13 protein-coding genes and 1 riboswitch are annotated in these 16,859 nt (G+C 75.4%); of the genes, 5 read left to right on the top strand and 8 right to left on the bottom strand.

The window, feature by feature from the left end:
• Positions 1 to 69: 69 nt before the first annotated feature.
• The gene (gene cobN, locus AB0P35_RS09555) at positions 70 to 3,810 is read right to left on the bottom strand and encodes a cobaltochelatase subunit CobN (RefSeq protein WP_363508698.1); all 3,741 of its coding nucleotides are present in this window, start codon (positions 3,808 to 3,810) and stop codon (positions 70 to 72) included.
• 230 nt (positions 3,811 to 4,040) lie between these two features.
• Positions 4,041 to 4,189: riboswitch (cobalamin riboswitch) on the bottom strand.
• Positions 4,190 to 4,273: 84 nt separating this feature from the next.
• Between cobN and AB0P35_RS09550 the strand changes: the two genes are divergently transcribed.
• The 3 genes from AB0P35_RS09550 to AB0P35_RS09540 are packed head-to-tail and all read left to right on the top strand — an operon-like array spanning position 4,274 to position 7,616.
• Entirely contained in the window at positions 4,274 to 5,491 is a 1,218-nt protein-coding gene (locus tag AB0P35_RS09550) for a cobalamin biosynthesis protein CobG (RefSeq protein ID WP_363508695.1), read from the top strand.
• The gene (locus AB0P35_RS09545; protein ID WP_363508692.1) at positions 5,488 to 6,114 is read left to right on the top strand and encodes a precorrin-8X methylmutase; all 627 of its coding nucleotides are present in this window, start codon (positions 5,488 to 5,490) and stop codon (positions 6,112 to 6,114) included. The genes AB0P35_RS09550 and AB0P35_RS09545 overlap by 4 nt, the downstream gene beginning before the upstream one ends.
• Positions 6,111 to 7,616, top strand: a complete 1,506-nt coding sequence (locus AB0P35_RS09540) for a precorrin-2 C(20)-methyltransferase (RefSeq protein ID WP_363508689.1) — start codon at positions 6,111 to 6,113, stop codon at positions 7,614 to 7,616. The genes AB0P35_RS09545 and AB0P35_RS09540 overlap by 4 nt, the downstream gene beginning before the upstream one ends.
• Before the next feature lie 60 nt (positions 7,617 to 7,676).
• Here AB0P35_RS09540 and thrS read toward each other — a convergent pair whose 3' ends face one another.
• The 3 genes from thrS to AB0P35_RS09525 form a co-directional block, all read right to left on the bottom strand.
• On the bottom strand, positions 7,677 to 8,903 hold the full coding sequence (thrS, locus tag AB0P35_RS09535) for a threonine--tRNA ligase (protein ID WP_363508687.1): 1,227 nt from the start codon (positions 8,901 to 8,903) through the stop codon (positions 7,677 to 7,679).
• 212 nt (positions 8,904 to 9,115) lie between these two features.
• Positions 9,116 to 9,955: an SDR family NAD(P)-dependent oxidoreductase gene (locus AB0P35_RS09530; protein WP_363508684.1), complete on the bottom strand. Its 840-nt coding sequence runs from the start codon at positions 9,953 to 9,955 to the stop codon at positions 9,116 to 9,118.
• Positions 9,956 to 9,999: 44 nt separating this feature from the next.
• Complete coding sequence (locus tag AB0P35_RS09525) at positions 10,000 to 10,593, bottom strand: TetR/AcrR family transcriptional regulator (protein WP_363508681.1); 594 nt, start codon at positions 10,591 to 10,593, stop codon at positions 10,000 to 10,002.
• 57 nt (positions 10,594 to 10,650) lie between these two features.
• Between AB0P35_RS09525 and polX the strand changes: the two genes are divergently transcribed.
• The gene (gene polX, locus AB0P35_RS09520) at positions 10,651 to 12,375 is read left to right on the top strand and encodes a DNA polymerase/3'-5' exonuclease PolX (protein WP_363508678.1); all 1,725 of its coding nucleotides are present in this window, start codon (positions 10,651 to 10,653) and stop codon (positions 12,373 to 12,375) included.
• Between the two features lie 203 nt (positions 12,376 to 12,578).
• On the opposite strand, the gene AB0P35_RS09515 is transcribed toward polX, so the two are convergent.
• The gene (locus tag AB0P35_RS09515) at positions 12,579 to 13,331 is read right to left on the bottom strand and encodes a cobalt-precorrin-6A reductase (RefSeq protein WP_363508675.1); all 753 of its coding nucleotides are present in this window, start codon (positions 13,329 to 13,331) and stop codon (positions 12,579 to 12,581) included.
• Between the two features lie 20 nt (positions 13,332 to 13,351).
• Between AB0P35_RS09515 and AB0P35_RS09510 the strand changes: the two genes are divergently transcribed.
• On the top strand, positions 13,352 to 14,482 hold the full coding sequence (locus AB0P35_RS09510) for a cobalt-precorrin-5B (C(1))-methyltransferase (protein WP_363508672.1): 1,131 nt from the start codon (positions 13,352 to 13,354) through the stop codon (positions 14,480 to 14,482).
• 15 nt (positions 14,483 to 14,497) lie between these two features.
• Here the strand turns inward: AB0P35_RS09510 and AB0P35_RS09505 are convergent, their stop codons facing one another.
• From AB0P35_RS09505 to AB0P35_RS09495, 3 genes are read right to left on the bottom strand one after another with little or no spacing between them, the layout of a single operon-like run.
• Entirely contained in the window at positions 14,498 to 14,914 is a 417-nt protein-coding gene (locus AB0P35_RS09505; RefSeq protein WP_095872118.1) for a RidA family protein, read from the bottom strand.
• Between the two features lie 32 nt (positions 14,915 to 14,946).
• A complete protein-coding gene (locus tag AB0P35_RS09500; protein ID WP_363508668.1) occupies positions 14,947 to 15,690 on the bottom strand; it encodes an IclR family transcriptional regulator in 744 nt (247 codons plus the stop codon).
• Complete coding sequence (locus AB0P35_RS09495; protein ID WP_363508665.1) at positions 15,687 to 16,760, bottom strand: sugar kinase; 1,074 nt, start codon at positions 16,758 to 16,760, stop codon at positions 15,687 to 15,689. Before AB0P35_RS09495 ends, AB0P35_RS09500 begins: the two co-directional genes overlap by 4 nt.
• Between the last annotated feature and the right edge of the window lie 99 nt (positions 16,761 to 16,859).

Raw genomic sequence — 16,859 nt, 5'->3', positions numbered from 1 at the left:
AGATCCGGCGCAATCCGGGTCACCCGAACGGAGGCGCGGGGAAGTCGCCCCGCGCCCCGGGGGTGCGGTCTAGCTGTCGGCCTCCAGGTCGCCCTCGGTCTCCAGGTAGGCGGCGCGGAGCTCGTCGAGGAGTCGCTGGTCGGGCTCGGCCCACATGCCGCGGTCGGCGGCCTCCAGCAGGCGCTCGCTGATGCCGTGCAGCGCCCACGGGTTGGCCTCGGAGAGGAACTCGCGGTTGACCGGGTCGAGCACGTACTCCTCGGTCAGCTTCTCGTACATCCAGTCCGCGACCACCCCGGTGGTGGCGTCGTAGCCGAACAGGTAGTCGACCGTCGCGGCCATCTCGAAGGCGCCCTTGTAGCCGTGCCGCCGCATCGCCTCCATCCACCGCGGGTTGACCACCCGGGCGCGGAAGACCCGGGCGGCCTCCTCGGTGAGGGTGCGGGTGCGGACGGTCTCCGGGCGGGTGGAGTCGCCGATGTAGGCGGCCGGGTTCTTGCCGGTGAGGGCGCGGACGGTGGCCACCATGCCGCCGTGGTACTGGAAGTAGTCGTCCGAGTCGGCGATGTCGTGCTCGCGGGTGTCGGTGTTCTTGGCGGCGACGGTGATCCGCCGGTAGGCGCTCTCCATCTCCTCCCGCGCCGGGCGGCCGTTCAGGTCGCGGCCGTAGGCGTACCCGCCCCACACCGAGTAGACCTCGGCGAGGTCGGCGTCGGTCCGCCAGTCCCGGCTGTCGATCAGCTGGAGCAGGCCGGCGCCGTACGTGCCGGGGCGGGAGCCGAACACCCGGACGGTGGCGCGCCGCTCGTCGCCGTGCTCGGCGAGGTCCGCCTGCACGTGGGCGCGGACGAAGTTGTCCGCCTCGGCCTCCTCCTGCCGCGCGGCGAGCCGCACCGCGTCGTCGAGCAGGGCGACCACGTGCGGGAAGGCGTCCCGGAAGAAGCCGGAGATCCGCAGGGTGACGTCGATCCTGGGGCGGCCGAGCTCCTCGAGCGGGATCGCCTCCAGGCCGGTGACCCGGCGCGAGGCCTCGTCCCAGACCGGGCGGACGCCGAGCAGGGCGAAGGCCTCCGCGATGTCGTCGCCGGCGGTGCGCATCGCGCTGGTGCCCCAGAGCGACAGGCCCACCGAGGGCGGGCAGGCGCCGTCGTTGTCGGCACGGTACCGCTCGACCAGCGAGGCGGCGAGCGCCTGGCCGGTCTCCCAGGCGAGCCGGCTGGGGATGGCCTTCGGGTCGACGGAGTAGAAGTTGCGGCCGGTCGGCAGCACGTTGACCAGGCCGCGCAGCGGCGAGCCGGACGGCCCCGCCGGGACGAAACCGCCGTTCAGGGCGTGCAGCACGGCGTCCAGCTCGTCGGTGGTCGCGGTGAGCCGCGGCACCACCTGGGTCGCCGCGAACGACAGCACCTCGCGGACCGCGTCCGGGTGGCCGGCGGCGACCTTCTCCACCGCCTCGGGCGCCCAGTCCTCGGCCTCCATCGCCTCGACCAGGGCGCGGGCCTGCGCCTCGGCCGCGTCGGTGGCGCCGAGGGTGAGCGCGGCCTCGTCCAGGCCGAGCGCCTCGCGCAGGCCCGGCAGCGCGCTGACGCCGCCCCAGATCTGCCGGGCGCGCAGGATGGCGAGCACGATGTTGACCCGGTCGGTGCCGGCCGGCGCCTGGCCGAGGACGTGCAGGCCGTCCCGGATCTGGGCGTCCTTCACCTCGCACAGCCAGCCGTCGACGTGCAGCAGGAAGTCGTCGAAGCCGTCGTCCTCGGGCCGCTCGTCGAGGCCGAGGTCGTGGTCGAGCCGGGCGGCCTGGATGAGCGTCCAGATCTGGGCGCGGATCGCGGGCAGCTTGGCCGGGTCCATCGCGGCGATCGTCGAGTACTCGTCGAGCAGCTGCTCCAGGCGCGCGATGTCGCCGTAGCTGTCGGCGCGGGCCATCGGCGGGACGAGGTGGTCGACCAGGGTGGCGTGGGCGCGGCGCTTGGCCTGGGTGCCCTCGCCCGGGTCGTTGACCAGGAAGGGGTAGATCAGCGGCAGGTCGCCCAGGACGGCGTCCGGGCCGCACTCGGCGGAGAGCGCGGCGGTCTTGCCGGGCAGCCACTCCAGGTTGCCGTGCTTGCCGAGGTGGATCACGGCGTGGGCGCCGAAGCCGCCGTCCTCCTGCGCGGCCTGGATCCAGCGGTAGGCGGCCAGGTAGTGGTGGCTCGGCGGCAGGTCCGGGTCGTGGTAGATCGCGACCGGGTTCTCGCCGAAGCCGCGCGGCGGCTGGATGAGGACGAGCAGGTTCCCGGAGCGGATCGCGGCGAGCACGATGTCGCCGTCCGGGTTCTGCGAGCGGTCGACGTAGAGCTCGCCGGGGGCCGGGCCCCAGTGCTCCTCGACCTGCTCGCGCAGCCCCTGCGGCAGCGTCGCGTACCAGCGCCGGTAGTCGGCGGCCGGGATACGGACCGGGTTGCGGGCGAGCTGGTCCTCCGTCAGCCAGTCCTGGTCGTAGCCGCCGGCCGCGATCAGAGCATGAATGAGTTCGTCACCCTCGTGCTTCATTGCTCGCCCGCTCGCCTCCGGGCCCTCCTGACCCGGCACCGACGGTCGTTGCTCCCTCGCTCCTTCGTCGCTCCCTCCCGCCTCCCTTTCGGCACCGGCGGGCCCTTCGGCTCGGGGTGACTCGTGGGAGGTGGAGGCCGTGTCCAGGCCGGGCAGATCGGTGCCCAGGTCCATGCCCTCCGCGCGGAGGCGGTGCAGCAGGCGCATCGCGCTGGCCGGGGTGTCCAGGCCGACCGCGTTGCCGACCCGGGCGTGCTTCGTCGGGTAGGCGGAGAGGACGAGGGCGAGACGGCGCTCCGCGGCCGGGGTGTGGCGCAGCCGGGCGTGCCGGACGGCGATGCCGGCGACCCGGGCCGCGCGCTCGGCGTCGGCGCGGTAGACGGTGAGGCCGTCCTCGTCGAGCTCCTTGAAGGAGAACGGCACGGTGATCAGCCGGCCGTCGAACTCGGGGACGGCGACCTGGGTGGCGGTGTCCAGCGGGGAGAGGCCGTCGTCGCTCGCCTCCCACTGGGCGCGCGACCAGGTCAGGCAGAGCGCCTGCAGGATCGGCCGGTCGAGGGCGGCGAGGGCGCCCGCGTCCCAGGCCTCCTCGTCGCCGCCGGCCTGGGCGTCGGCCGGGCGGGTGCCGCCCGCGGCGAGCACGGTGGTGACGATCGCGTCCGCCGTGCCCAGTTCGGCGAGCAGCTCGGGCTCGGCGCCGCGCAGTGAGGAGCAGTACAGCGGCAGGGCGCGGCCGCCCTGGTCCTCGATCGCGCCGCACAGCGCCTCGACGAAGGCGGTGTTCCCGCTCATGTGGTGGGCCCGGTAGTACAGCACGGCGACCAGCGGGCCGTCCGAGGTGCGGGCCTGACGCTCCAGCGGGCCCCAGGCGGGGGCCGAGGCGGGCGGCGCGAAGCCGTGGCCGGTGAGCAGCACGGTGTCGGAGAGGAACGCGCCGAGCTCGGCGAGGTTGGCCGGGCCGCCGTGCGCCAGGTAGGCGTGGGCCTCGGCGGCGATGCCGGCCGGGACGGTGGAGAGCTCCATCAGCTGGGCGTCCGGGGCCTGCTCGCCCGTCAGCACGACGACCGGGCGGGGGCCGGCGAGCAGCGCGTCCAGGCCGTCCTCCCAGGCGCGGCGGCCGCCCAGCAGGCGGACGACGACCAGGTCGGTGCCCTCGACGAGGGCGGGCAGGTCCTCGGCGGTGAGCCGGGCCGGGTTGCCGAGGCGGTAGCGGACGGGGCCCTGCGAGGCGCGGGCGCTCAGCAGGTCGGTGTCGGAGGTCGACAGCAGCAGGATCATGCGGAGGGCCTCCCGGCCTGGTCGGTGTTCCGGGGCGTGCGGCGGCGCACCGGGGCGCCGGACGGCAGCCCGGTGGGCGGGGCGGAGCGGGGTGCGGGGCACGAGGTGCGGCCGGCCGCCGGGTTCGCCGGAGTCACGGCGACGGCGGGCGGCGGCTCGGCGCGTCCGGGCGGGACGGCGGAGCCGGGCATGCGGCAGCGCACAGGTCGGGCCTTCCTCGGGGTCCGCGCCCCGGGCTGGTGGAGGACGGCGGGAGTTCCTGGCTCCACGGCTGAGCCGTGGTTACAGTGGCGGGACCGCACCGGATTTGCACCGGTTTCCTCCGCTTGCCGTCGCTGGCGTCGGACGATCCGCGCGGACCGTCCGGCAGCATCGTACGGGGTGCCGCCCTGCCGCGGGACAGCATGCGGACTGTGATCCAGGCGACGGGGCGGTCGGTCGGACAATCTGTATGCTCGCCGCCATGCCACCCACACCCGACCCCACCGGGGCGGGCTCCGCCGTGCCCGACCGGGACCGGTCGGACGCCTGCCCGGGGGCCCTTCGCCTGCACACCGCCGCCGACGGCGCGCTGGCCCGGGTCCGCCTGCCCGGCGGGATGCTGACCGGGCGTCAGGCACTGGCGCTGGCCGAGGCCGCGGAGGCGCTGGGTGACGGCGACCTGGAGATCACCTCGCGCGGCAACGTCCAACTGCGGGGCCTCGCTTCGGACTGCGGCGCCGAGCTCGCCGGGCGGCTGCGGGCCTCCGGCCTGCTGCCCTCCGACACCCACGAGCGGGTCCGCAACATCGTCGCCTCGCCCGGCCCCGGCGCGGGCCACGCCGATGTGCAGGCCTGGGCACGGGAGCTGGACGCGAGGCTCTGCGCGAGCCCGTGGGCGGTCGGCCTCTCCGGCAAGTTCCTCTTCGCCCTCGATGACGGCCGCGGCGACGTGGCCGCGCTGAACGCCGATGTGACATTGATCGCAGCGCCGGACGGCACCGCCCTGCTGCGCCTCGGCCGGGCGGCCACCGCGCGGCCCGTCCCGGCCGCGGAGGCCGTGACCGCCGCGCTCGCCGCCGCCCGGGACTTCCTGGACGCGGTGCGCGCCGCCGGCCGCAGCGCCTGGCACCTGCGGGAGGTGTCCGACCTGCTGCCGCCCGGCCCGGTCGGGCTCCCGGAGTTCGCCGGTGCGCCGCCCGCGCTCGGCGCGCTGCCCGGCGGCCTGTCGGTCGGGCTGCGCTTCGGCACGGCCGGTTCCGCCCGGTGGCGGGTGCTGGTCGATGCGGCCGCGGGGGAGCTGCGGCTCACCCCCTGGCGCGGGGTCGTGCTGCCCGGGGCGCCCGCCGACCGGCTCGCCGACCTGGCGGCGGCGGGATTCCGGACCGCGCCGGGTGCCGCCTGGGAACGTGCCACCGCCTGCACCGGCCTGCCCGGCTGCGGATCCTCCCGGGCCGACGTCCGGGCGGACGCCACCCGGGCACTGGAGGCGGCCCCGGCCGCGGGCCTGCCGGTGCACTGGTCGGGCTGCGAACGGCGCTGCGGCCACCCCGCCGGGCGATGGGTGGACGTGCTCGCCACCGGGCAGGGCTACCGGGTGACGCCGGTCGGGACACCGGCACCGTCGGCGGATGTGACGCCGGTGGAAGTGACGACGGAAGAGATGGCCGAGGCGGTCGCCGAGGCCCGGAGGATCACGTGATCGAGTACGAGAAGGACGGCGCCGCCATCTACCGGCAGTCCTTTGCCACCATCCGGGCCGAGGCCGACCTGGCCGCCCTGCCCGCCGACGTCGCCCAGGTCACGGTGCGGATGATCCACGCCTGCGGCATGACCGACCTGGTCGAGGACCTGGTGTACTCGCCCGGCGTGGTCGCCTCGGCCCGCAAGGCGCTGCACGCCGGCGCGCCGATCCTCTGCGACGTCAACATGGTCGCCAGCGGCGTCACCCGAAAGCGGCTGCCCGCCGACAACGAGGTGGTCTGCACCCTCACCGACCCCTCGGTGCCCGACCTCGCCAAGAAGATGGGCAACACCCGCAGCGCCGCCGCCATGGAGCTGTGGCTGCCCCGGCTGGAGGGCGCCGTGGTCGCCGTCGGCAACGCGCCGACCTCGCTGTTCCGGCTGCTGGAGATGATCGAGGCGGGCGCGCCCCGCCCGGCCGCGGTGATCGGCGTGCCGGTCGGCTTCATCGGCGCCGCCGAGTCCAAGCAGGCCCTGGCCGAGCACCCGTCCGGCCTGGAGCACCTGGTGGTGCGCGGCCGGCGCGGCGGCAGCGCGATCGCCGCCGCCGCCATCAACGCGATTGCGAGTGAAGAAGAGTGACCGAGCAGCAGACCGGCCGGCTGTACGGCGTCGGCCTCGGCCCCGGCGACCCCTCGCTGATCACCGTCCGTGCCGCCGAACTCATCGGCAAGGCCGACGTGGTGGCCTACCACAGCGCCCGGCACGGCCGCTCCATCGCCCGCTCGATCGCCGACCGGTACCTGACCGGCGGCCAGATCGAGGAGAAGCTGGTCTACCCGATCACCGTGGAGACCACCGACCACCCGGGCGGCTACCGCGGCGCACTGGACGACTTCTACGAGGAGGCCTCCGCCCGGCTCGCCGCCCACCTGGACGCGGGCCGCGACGTCGTCGTCCTCGCCGAGGGCGACCCGCTGTTCTACGGCTCGTACCAGCACATGCACAAGCGTCTCGCGCACCGCTACCCGACCGAGGTGGTGCCCGGCGTGACCTCCGTCAGCGCCGCCGCGGCCCGGCTCGGCACCGCCCTGGTGGAGGCGGAGGAGACCCTGACGATCATCCCCGGCACCCTGCCGGAGGAGGAACTCACCGCCCGGATCGCCGCCGCCGACTCGGCCGTGATCATGAAGCTCGGCCGGACCTTCCCGGCCGTCCGCCGCGCCCTGGAACGGGCCGGCCGGCTCCACGACGCGCAGTACGTCGAACGGGCCTTCATGGAGGGCGAGCGCACGGTGCCACTGGCCGACGTCGAGGCCGACACCGTCCCGTACTTCTCGGTGGCCGTGCTGCCCAGCAAGGTCGCGCCGCTGGACCTGCCCGAACCGACCGGGCCCGGCGAGGTCGTGGTCGTCGGCACCGGTCCGGCCGGACCGCTCTGGCTCACCCCGGAGGCCCGCGGCGCCCTCGCCGCCGCCACCGACCTGGTCGGCTACACCACCTACCTGGACCGGGTGCCCGTCCGCCCCGGCCAGGTCCGGCACGGCTCCGACAACAAGGTCGAGTCGGTGCGCGCCGAGTTCGCCCTCGACCTGGCCCGCCGCGGCCGCAGGGTCGCGGTCGTCTCCTCCGGCGACCCGGGCGTCTTCGCGATGGCCACCGCCGTCCTGGAGGCCGCGGGCGAGGACCCCTACCGCGAGGTGCCCGTCCGGGTGCTGCCCGGCATGACCGCCGCGCACGCCGCCGCCTCCCGGGCCGGCGCCCCGCTCGGCCACGACTACGCCGTGGTCTCGCTCTCCGACCGGCTCAAGCCGTGGGAGGTCATCGCCCGGCGGCTGCGCTCCGCCGCCGAGGCCGACCTGGTGCTGGCGCTGTACAACCCCGGCTCGAAGTCCCGCACCACCCAGGTCGGGCTGGCCCGCGACCTGATGCTGGAGTACCGCGCCGCCGACACCCCGGTGGTGATGGCCCGCGACGTCGGCGGCCCCACCGAACGGGTCCGCGCCGTCCGGCTCGCCGACCTCGACCCGGCCGAGGTCGACATGCGTACCCTGCTGCTCATCGGCTCCTCCCAGACCCGTCTCGTCCGCCGCGGCAACGACACCGACGTGGTGTGGACCCCCCGCCGCTACCCGGAGGACTGACCGGCGACGGCCACCCCCGGGGGCGCGCGGGGCACCTCCCGCGCGCCCCCGGGTTTCCCGCTACCCGCCCGAGCGTCCGGCCTCGACCTGGTCGTTGATCAGTCCCAACGCCTCGGCGACGGGCACCGGCCCCAGCCGCAGGCCGTCCCGCAGGCGCAGCGACACCAGCCTCTCGGCGGCCTCCGCCGCACCGAGCACCGCCTGGTACGGCACCAGCCGGCCGCCCCGCACCCGGGCCGCGAGGGTGCCCGCCCGCGGGTCGGCGAGTTCGGCCCGCAGGCCCTGCTCGACGGCCTCCCGGACCAGGGCTCCGGCCTGCGGCAGCTGCTCCTCGGAGACGGGCAGCACCAGCAGCTGGACGGGCGCCAGCCAGGCCGGGAACGCCCCTTGGTGCACCTCCAGCAGGTGTGCCACCGCGCGCTCCACACTGCCGATCACCGCCCGGTGCACCATCACCGGCCGGTGCCGGGCGCCGTCCGCCCCGATGTAGCCGAGGTCGAACCGGGCCGGCTGGTGGAAGTCGACCTGGACGGTGGAGAGGGTGGCCTCGCGCCCGGCCCGGTCCACCACCTGGACGTCGATCTTCGGCCCGTAGAAGGCGGCCTCGCCGACCTCCGCCTCGTACGCCACGCCGGCCTCGTCCAGTGCCTCGGCGAGCAGCCGGCCGGCGCGCCGCCACATCTCCGGGTCGGCCACGTACTTGCCGCCCTCGGCGGGCAGCGAGAGCCGGTGCCGGGCCGGTTCGATGCCGAGTGCCCGGTAGGCCCGGTGGATCAGCGCCAGTGCCGACCGTACCTCCTCGGCGACCTGCTCGGGCCGGCAGAAGATGTGCGCGTCGTTCAGCTGGATCGCCCGGACCCTGGTCAGCCCGCCGAGCACGCCCGACAGTTCGGAGCGGAACATGCCGCCGAGCTCCGCCATCCGCAGCGGCAGCTCGTGGTGGCTGCGCGGCCGGGAGCGGAAGATCACCGCGTGGTGCGGGCAGAGGCTGGGCCGCAGCACCACCTCCTCGCCGCCGAGCCGCATCGGCGGGAACATGTCCTCGCCGTAGTGCGCCCAGTGCCCGGAGATCTCGTACAGCTCGCGTTTGCCGAGCACCGGCGAGTGGACGTGCCGGTAGCCGGCCCGCCGCTCCACCTCCCGGACGTACTCCTCCAGGGCGTGCCGCACCGCGGCGCCGTCCGGCAGCCAGTACGGCAGGCCGGCTCCGATCAGCCGGTCGGTGTCGAACAGGTCCAGCTCGCGGCCGAGCCGGCGGTGGTCCTTCGGATCGAGGTGGTCGTGCATCGCGGTCTCCCTCGGGGATGCCGGAGCGGGTGACCGGGCACAGCACGAAGCCCCGGGGCACTCGCCCCGGGGCTTCGGACAGCAGGTGTCAGCGCGCCGGGACTCTCTCCGGCGTCGTGGTCGCGGCAGCGCGCTGGTGCTTCATACGACCGAGGCTAGCGCGTCCGGCCCGTCCGGTGCACTCCTTTTCGGCCCGGGCGGCCGATCCGCCGTCAGGCGGCCTTCGGCAGCGGGAAGGAGACCCGCATGACCGCGTCGAAGGCCGCGTCCGGCAGCAGCCGCTTGGCGATCATCGTGCCGCGGGCCATCGCCCCGATCGCGTACCGGGCCCGCGGCCGGCGGACGGTCGCCGCCCGGACGATCACCTTGGTCGCCGCCTCCGCCGTCACCGCGCCGCTGCGCCGGGTGAAGGCCTTGTTGGCGTACATGTCGGCGAGCGCCGCGGTGAACGACCCGTACGGGCCGGAGCCGTCGGGCATGGTCGCGACCGCGGTGCCGCCGAAGCCGGTGATGGTCGGGCCCGGCTGGACGACGACGACCTCGACGCCGAACGGCGCGACCTCCAGCCGCAGCGAGTCGCTGATCGCCTCCACCGCGTGCTTGGTCGCGTGGTAGAACGCGCCGCCGGGCGGCGAGAACCGGCCGCCCATGGAGGAGATGTTGACGATCCGTCCGCGGCCGGCCCGGCGCATGCCCGGCAGGACCAGCTGCGCCATCCGGACGAGGCCGAAGACATTGGTGTCGAACTGGGTGCGGACGTCGTCCGGCGTGGCCAGCTCGACCGGCTGGTGCAGCCCGTAGGCGGCGTTGTTGACGAGGACGTCGACCTGGCCGTGCAGCTCCTCGACGCGGGCGACGGCGGCCGTCATCGACTGCTCGTCGGTGACGTCCAGGGCGAGCGTCTCGATGCCGAGGTCTGCCAGGTCGGCGAGGGTCTCCGGGCGGCGCGCGGTGGCCACCACCCGGTGGCCGAGCCGGTGCAGGGCGAGGGCGGCCTCGCGGCCCATGCCGGTGGAGCAGCCGGTGATCAGGACGGTCTGCGGGGCGGTCATCGGGGACCTGCCTTTCCGGGGGAGGTGAGGGTGGGGAGTGGGCTTCAGGGGGCCGGGCGGTGCAGCAGCGCCCAGACGGCGTCCTCGGCGGCATCGAGGTCGGCCGGGGCCGTCGCGCCGAGGCCGTCGGCGCGGTGCAGCTTGACCAGCCCGGTGAAGGCGCCGACGGCGAGCGCCACCAGCTGGGCGGCGTCCCCGTCGCGGATCGCGCCGGCCCGCTGGCCGCGCTCGATGAAGTCGGCGGCGATCCGGTCGATCTCGGCGGCCAGCTCCAGGCTCTCCGGGGCGAGGAAGGTGTCGTGCTGCTGGTGCTCCAGGAACACGAACGCGTCGGGGCGGGCGCCCGCGTACCGGGTGAAGCCCCGCCAGAAGCGGCCGAACTCCTCGCGGATGGTGCCGGCCGGGCCGCCCTCGGCCATCGCCGCGGCCAGCTCGTCCAGCAGCGCCCGCTTGGCGTGCTGGAAGGCGGCGTTGCCGAGTGCCTCCTTGCTCGGGAAGTACCGGTAGATGCTGCCCACGCCCACCCCGGCGCGCTGCGCGACGGCGGGCATCTGGGTGCCCTCGTAGGTGCGTTCGGCGAAGAGGGCGATGGCGGCGTCGATGAGCTGTCGGGCGAGGTCGGGCTTGCGCGGGGTCACGGAATGAATATTCATTCCGCAGGGGTGCGGATGTCAAGGCCGACCTAGACTGAAGCCATGCCGCGGCTCAACGACGAGGTCGGCGCGCTGCTGCAGGAGTACGCCGACCTGCTCCTGCTCACCGGCGGCGACGCCTACCGGGCCCGGGCCTACGAGAAGGCCGCCCGGTCCGTCGGCGGCCACCCCGAGGACCTCGCCGGACTCGACGCCAAGGGCCTGCAGGCCATCCCCGGGGTAGGGAAGTCCACCGCCGAGAAGATCGCCGAGTACCTCGGCACCGGCCGGGTCACCGCCGTCGACATCCTGCGCGCCAAGGTGCCGCCAGGGGTCCGCGAGATCATGGCGATCCCCACCGTCGGCCCCAAGAAGGCCGCCCTCGTCCACCGCGAACTCGGCGTCTCCACCGTCGACGAACTCCTCGACGCCGCCCGCACCGGGCGCCTCGACGACCTCCCCGGCCTCGGCGCCCGCACCGCCGAGAACATCGTCCACGGCATCGAGGTGCTCCGGCAGGGCGGCGGCCGCGTCCTGATCTCCACCGCCCTGGCACTCGCCGAGGAGATCGCCGCCGCCGTCCGTGCGGCACCCGGCTGCGAGCGCTGCACCTGGGCCGGCTCGCTGCGCCGGATGCGCGAGACCATCGGCGACGTCGACGTCCTCGCCGCCGCGGCCGACTCCGCGCCGCTCATGGCCGCGCTCACCGGCCACCCGCTCACCGCCGAGGTGCTCGGCAGCGGCACCACCAAGACCTCCGTCCGCACCACCCGCGGCCTGCAGGTCGACCTGCGGGTCGTCCCGGCCGAGGACTGGGGTGCCGCGCTCGTCTACTTCACCGGCTCCAAGGCGCACAACATCAAACTGCGAGCCCGCGCCGTCAAGGCCGGGCTCAAGCTCTCCGAGTACGGCCTCTTCGAGGTCGACGGCGGCCGCACGCTCGCCTCCCGCACCGAGGAGGAGGTCTACGCGGCGCTCGGCCTGCCATGGATCCCGCCCACCCTGCGCGAGGACCGCGGCGAGATCGAGGACGCGCTGAACGGCGAACTCGCCGACCCCGTCACCGAACAGGACATCCGCGGCGACCTGCACACCCACACCGACCTGACCGACGGCCTGGCCCCGCTGGAGGAGATGCTCGCGGCCGCCCACCGCCGCCGCTGGTCCTACGTCGCCGTCACCGACCACGCGCCGAACCTCGCCATGCAGCGGATGACCGACGAGAAGATGCTCGCCCAGCGCGAGCGGCTGCGCGCCCTGCAGGGCTCGTACGGGCGGATGCGGCTGCTGCACGGCACCGAGCTCAACATCGACCCGGACGGCGGCGTGGACTGGCCGCCCGAGTTCCTGGCCGGCTTCGACCTGTGCGTCGCCTCGATCCACTCCGCCTTCGCGCTCGACCGCGACGCCCAGACCCGCCGCCTGATCCGCGCCTGCGAGAACCCGCACGTGCACGTCATCGGCCACCCCACCACCCGGCTGCTCGGCCGCCGCCGCCCGGTCGACGCCGACCTGGACGCCGTCTTCGCCGCCGCGGCCCGCACCGGCACCGCCCTGGAGATCAACGCCTCACCGGAACGCCTCGACCTCGGCGACGAACTGATCATCGCCGCCCGCCGCCACGGCGTCCGCTTCGCCGTGAACACCGACGCCCACGCCACCGTCCACCTGGACAACCTGCGCTTCGGCGTCGCCACCGCCCAGCGCGGCCGGCTCACCCCGGACGAGGTGGTCAACACCTGGCCGCTGCAGAAGCTCCGCCGCTTCCTGAAGAAGAGTGGGCAGTGACTCCGGGTCCTCGGGCCCGGTCACCCGCACACCGCCTCGACCCGCCTGAACCCGGCCCGTGCGCCGGCCGCGGCCGGTGATCCGGCCCGGGCCCGGCGGGAGGCCGAGACCCTGCTCGCGCACCTGCTGTGCCTGCCGGAGCCGGAGCACCCGGGGATCGCCGCGGTGCGCGCCTTCCGCACGGGGCTCGAACCGGCGACGGCTCAGGACTGATCCGCCGCCAGGGCGTCCAGCCAGCCGACCGCGCCGGGGACGTCCTCGGCGACGGTGACGCCGGCCGGGAGCTCGGGGCGGCGGACGATCACCACGGGCAGGCCGAGTTCGCGCGCGGCGGCCAGCTTGGGAGCGGTGGCGGCGCCGCCGCTGTCCTTGGTGACCAGCACGTCGATCGTGTACGTGCGGAGCACTTCGCGCTCGCCGTCCAGGGTGAACGGGCCGCGGTCGAGCAGGACCTCCAGCCGGGGCGGCAGCGGCCGGTCCGGCGGCTCCACGGACCGGGCCAGGAAGAACGTCTCCTTCAGGTGCGCGAACGCGGCCATGCCCTGCCGACCGGTGGTCAGGAAGACCCGGCGGCCGAGCCCCGGCAGCGCGTCGGCGGCCTCGGGCAGCGAGTCCACCCGGTGCCAGTCGTCGCCGTCGACCGGTACCCAGCTGGGACGCCGCAGGACGAGCAGGGGAACATGGACCTCGGCGGCCGCGGTGGCCGCGCTCCGGCTGATCTTCTCGGCGAAGGGATGGGTGGCGTCGATGACCGCGTCCGCCTGCTCGGCCCGCAGCCAGTCGGCCAGTCCGGCGGAGCCGCCGAAGCCGCCGATCCGCACCTCGCCCGCCGGCATCCGCGGCTCGGCGACCCGGCCCGCCAGCGAGCTGGTCACCCGGAGCCCGGGGCGCTGCTCGGCGAGGACGGCGGCCAGGCGGCGGGCCTCGGTGGTGCCGCCGAGGATCAGGACGTGCATCGGAACTCCAGGAGGCGGACGTGGCTGAGGCGGGCGGCCGGGCGGCGCAGCTGAAGAGTAGCGGCCTGCGGCACGGCTGGACGACGGGTGCCTGCGCCACGGCTGCCACCACCGCCGCGTACACCGCCCTGCTCACCGGAGAGTTCCCCGACCCGGTGGAGATCACCCTGCCGAAGGGGCAGCGGCCCGCGTTCGCCCTGGCGGCGGAAGAGCTCGCGGCCGGACGGGCGACGGCCGGCATCGTGAAGGACGCCGGGGACGACCCGGACGTCACCCACGGCGCGCTGATCCGGGCCACCGTGACGGAGGGCGAGCCGGGCAGCGGCGTCGTCTTCCGGGCCGGCCCCGGCGTCGGCACCGTCACCAAGGCCGGGCTGCCGCTGCCGGTCGGCGAGCCGGCGATCAACCCCGTGCCGCGGCAGATGATGCGGGACGCCGTCGCCGAGGTCGCCGCCCGGCACGGCGGCCGCGGGGACGTCGTGGTGGAGATCTCCGTCGACCACGGCGAGGAGATCGCCCGCTCCACCTGGAACCCCCGCCTCGGCATCCTCGGCGGCCTGTCCATCCTCGGCACCACCGGCATCGTGGTGCCCTACTCCTGCTCGGCCTGGATCGACTCCATCCGGCGCGGCGTGGACGTGGCCCGGGCCGCCGGCCGCACCCATGTCGCCGGGTGCACCGGCTCGACCTCGGAGAAGGTCGCGGTCGCGGTGCACGGCCTGCCCGAGGACGCCCTGCTCGACATGGGCGACTTCGCCGGCGCGGTGCTCAAGTACCTCAAGCGCCACCCGGTGCCGCGGCTGACCATCGCCGGCGGCTTCGCCAAGCTGTCCAAGCTGGCGGCCGGCCACCTCGACCTGCACTCGGCCCGCTCGCAGGTCGACAAGGGCTACCTGGCGGAGCTGGCCAGGCGCGGCGGCGCCGGCCCGGAGCTCGCCGGGGCGGTGGCCGCCGCCAACACCGGCCTGGAGGCGGTGCAGCTGTGCACGGCCGCCGGCGTACCGCTCGGCGACCTGGTGGCCGAGGCGGCCCGGGCGACCGCGCTCGGGGTGCTCACCCCGGCACCGGTCGCGGTGGACGTGATCTGCATCGACCGGGCCGGCACCGTCGTCGGCCGGGCCGAGCCGCTGGGCCCGGCGACCGGCCGCTGACGGCCCGGGCCCCGCTCAGCCGACGACGGCCTGCGCGTCGATCTCCACCAGCATCGGCTCCTGCGGCAGTTCGACCATGACCGTCGTCCGGCACGGCTTCACGCCGCCCGGGGCGATGTTCTCCTCGATGAAGGCCGCGTAGGCCTCGTTCATCGCCGCGAAGTCCGCACGCTTCGTCAGGTAGACGCGGAACATCACCACGTCCTCGACCGTGCCGCCGCCCGCCTCGACGATCGCCTTGACGTTCTCCAGCGTCCGCCGGGTCTGCGCCCGCACGTCGCCGGGGTACAGGTACTCGCCGGTCGCCGGGTCCTGCGGGCCCTGGCCGGAGACCTGCAGGATCGGGCCCTTGCGCACCCCCTGGGAGAACGTCCAGGCGGGGGCGGGGGCACCGGCGGTGCGGATCTCGGTCTTCTCGCTCGTGGCGGTCATGGCGGCGTGCTTCCTCTCGGGGGTGTACGGCGTCAGGTCGCGGCGCCCGCGTCGGCGGAGACCGCCCGGGCGGTGGCCAGCAGCTGCGGCAGCAGCTCCAGCACCCGCTCGTACGGCAGCACCACGTCCGGCACCGAGATCGACGCCGCGGCGACGACCCGGCCGGTCGCGTCCCGGACGGGCGCGGCCACGCAGTTGATGAACGGCTCGTGCTCGGCGTGGTCCTGCGCCCAGCCCTGTGCCGCCACCTGCTCCAGCTCGGCCAGCAGCTGCTTCGGGCCGGTGATCGTGTGCGCGGTGTACGGGGTGTACTCGATCGACGCGGCCACCTTGCGGCGCGCGGCCGGCGGCAGGTCGGCCAGCAGTACCTTCGCCACCGCCGTGCAGTGCAGCGCGGCCCGCAGCCCGATCCGCGAGTACATCCGCACCGGCTGCCGGGAGTCGTACTTGTCGATGTAGACCACCTCCCCGCCCTCGTACGCGGCCAGGTGCACCGTCTGCCCGGTCGCGGCGTTGAGCTCGGCGAGGTGCGGAGCCGCCGTCCGGCGGATGCCGCGCTGCTCCAGGGCCAGGCTGGACAGCGCGAACAGGCCCGCCCCCAGGTGGTAGCGGTACGCGGCGTCTCGGTGGACGAACCGGCCCTCCTCCAGGCTCTGCAGCAGGCGCAGCACGGTCGTCTTGTGCACGCCGAGGACCGCCGCCAGCTGGTCGAGGGAGCGTTCGCCCTCGCCGAGCTCGGCGAGCAGGCGCAGGGCGCGGGTGACGGTCTGGCTCATGGGGTGAGTGCTCCGAGGTGCGCGGCCGGCCGGGTGAGTACCGGGGACACGATGCCATCCGCGGTCACCCGGGTGGCCGCCCAGTCCCCGTCCGAGGCGTCCAGCAGCGCCGCGACGGCCCGCGGCGCGGGCGGCAGGCCGCGGTCGCCGCGGGCGGTCAGGGCGCAGGCCGCGGCCAGGTGGCCGAGCCGCAGCCCGCGGCGGGTGTCCAGGCCGCGGAGCAGGCCGGCCAGGTACCCGGCGGCGAAGGCGTCGCCCGCGCCGGTCGGCTCCACCACCTCCACGGCGAGTGCCCGCTCGGTGACCGCGGCGCCCGAGCGGTCCAGCGCGGTCACCCGGTGCCCGGCGTCCTTCACCACGACGGTCGCGGGGGAGGGGAAGGCGGCCCGCAGCGCGCCCGGGTCGCCGGTGCCGAGCGCCTCCTCGGCCTCGTCCGCGCCCAGCAGCAGGACGTCGGCGGCGTCCAGCAGCCCGGGCAGCACGGCGCGGTCGCGGCCGTGCCACAGCGCCGGGCGCCAGTTCAGGTCGAAGGAGACCAGCCGGCCCGGCCGCCGGTCGGCCAGCAGCGCGCGCACCAGGGCCAGGCAGTCGTCGGAGAGCGCCGCGGTGATGCCGGTCAGGTGCAGCAGCCGGGCGCCGTCCAGCAGCCGGGCGGCGGCCGGATCGGCGGTCAGCGCGGGGGAGAGCGCCGAGGCGGCGGAGCCCGTCCGGTAGTAGTGCAGCCGGCTGCGGCCCGGCCCCAGGTCGTACGGCAGGCCCGAACCGCCGGTCTCCTTGACGTACAGGCCGGTGCGGCGGTGCGGGTCCACCGCGACGGCCGACACGTCCACCCCGCAGGCGGCCAGATCGGCGGTGACCATGCGCCCGAAGCCGTCGTCGCCGACCCGGCCGATCCAGGCCGTCGGCACGCCGAACGAGGCCAGCGCGCAGGCCGTGTTCGCCTCCGCGCCGCCCACCGCCGGGCGGAAGCCGCCGACTGCGTCCAGCGGGCCCGCGGTGTCCGGCAGCAGCACCGCCATCGACTCGCCCAGGCACACGGCGTCGGGGCCCGTGGTCGGCTGCTCCGCCATCCGCCGCACTCCTCGGTGTCCTCGGCCCACTCGACCGGGCGCTGCGCCCGTCTCGTTGACCGCGCTTCGGCGTGAATGTTAGAACCGTCGTGGCACTAT

It is taken from the genome of Kitasatospora sp. NPDC085879, assembly GCF_040686255.1.
In the GTDB taxonomy this organism is placed as follows: domain Bacteria; phylum Actinomycetota; class Actinomycetes; order Streptomycetales; family Streptomycetaceae; genus Kitasatospora.
This window is presented reverse-complemented; position numbering and strand designations above follow the sequence as displayed.

Coding starts and splice junctions, on each gene's coding strand:
- cobN (WP_363508698.1), bottom strand. CDS start 3,810: ATGATCCTGCTGCTGTCGACCTCCGACACCGACCTGCTGAGCGCCCGC.
- AB0P35_RS09550 (WP_363508695.1), top strand. CDS start 4,274: ATGCCACCCACACCCGACCCCACCGGGGCGGGCTCCGCCGTGCCCGAC.
- thrS (WP_363508687.1), bottom strand. CDS start 8,903: ATGCACGACCACCTCGATCCGAAGGACCACCGCCGGCTCGGCCGCGAG.
- AB0P35_RS09530 (WP_363508684.1), bottom strand. CDS start 9,955: ATGACCGCCCCGCAGACCGTCCTGATCACCGGCTGCTCCACCGGCATG.
- polX (WP_363508678.1), top strand. CDS start 10,651: ATGCCGCGGCTCAACGACGAGGTCGGCGCGCTGCTGCAGGAGTACGCC.
- AB0P35_RS09515 (WP_363508675.1), bottom strand. CDS start 13,331: ATGCACGTCCTGATCCTCGGCGGCACCACCGAGGCCCGCCGCCTGGCC.
- AB0P35_RS09505 (WP_095872118.1), bottom strand. CDS start 14,914: ATGACCGCCACGAGCGAGAAGACCGAGATCCGCACCGCCGGTGCCCCC.
- AB0P35_RS09500 (WP_363508668.1), bottom strand. CDS start 15,690: ATGAGCCAGACCGTCACCCGCGCCCTGCGCCTGCTCGCCGAGCTCGGC.
- AB0P35_RS09495 (WP_363508665.1), bottom strand. CDS start 16,760: ATGGCGGAGCAGCCGACCACGGGCCCCGACGCCGTGTGCCTGGGCGAG.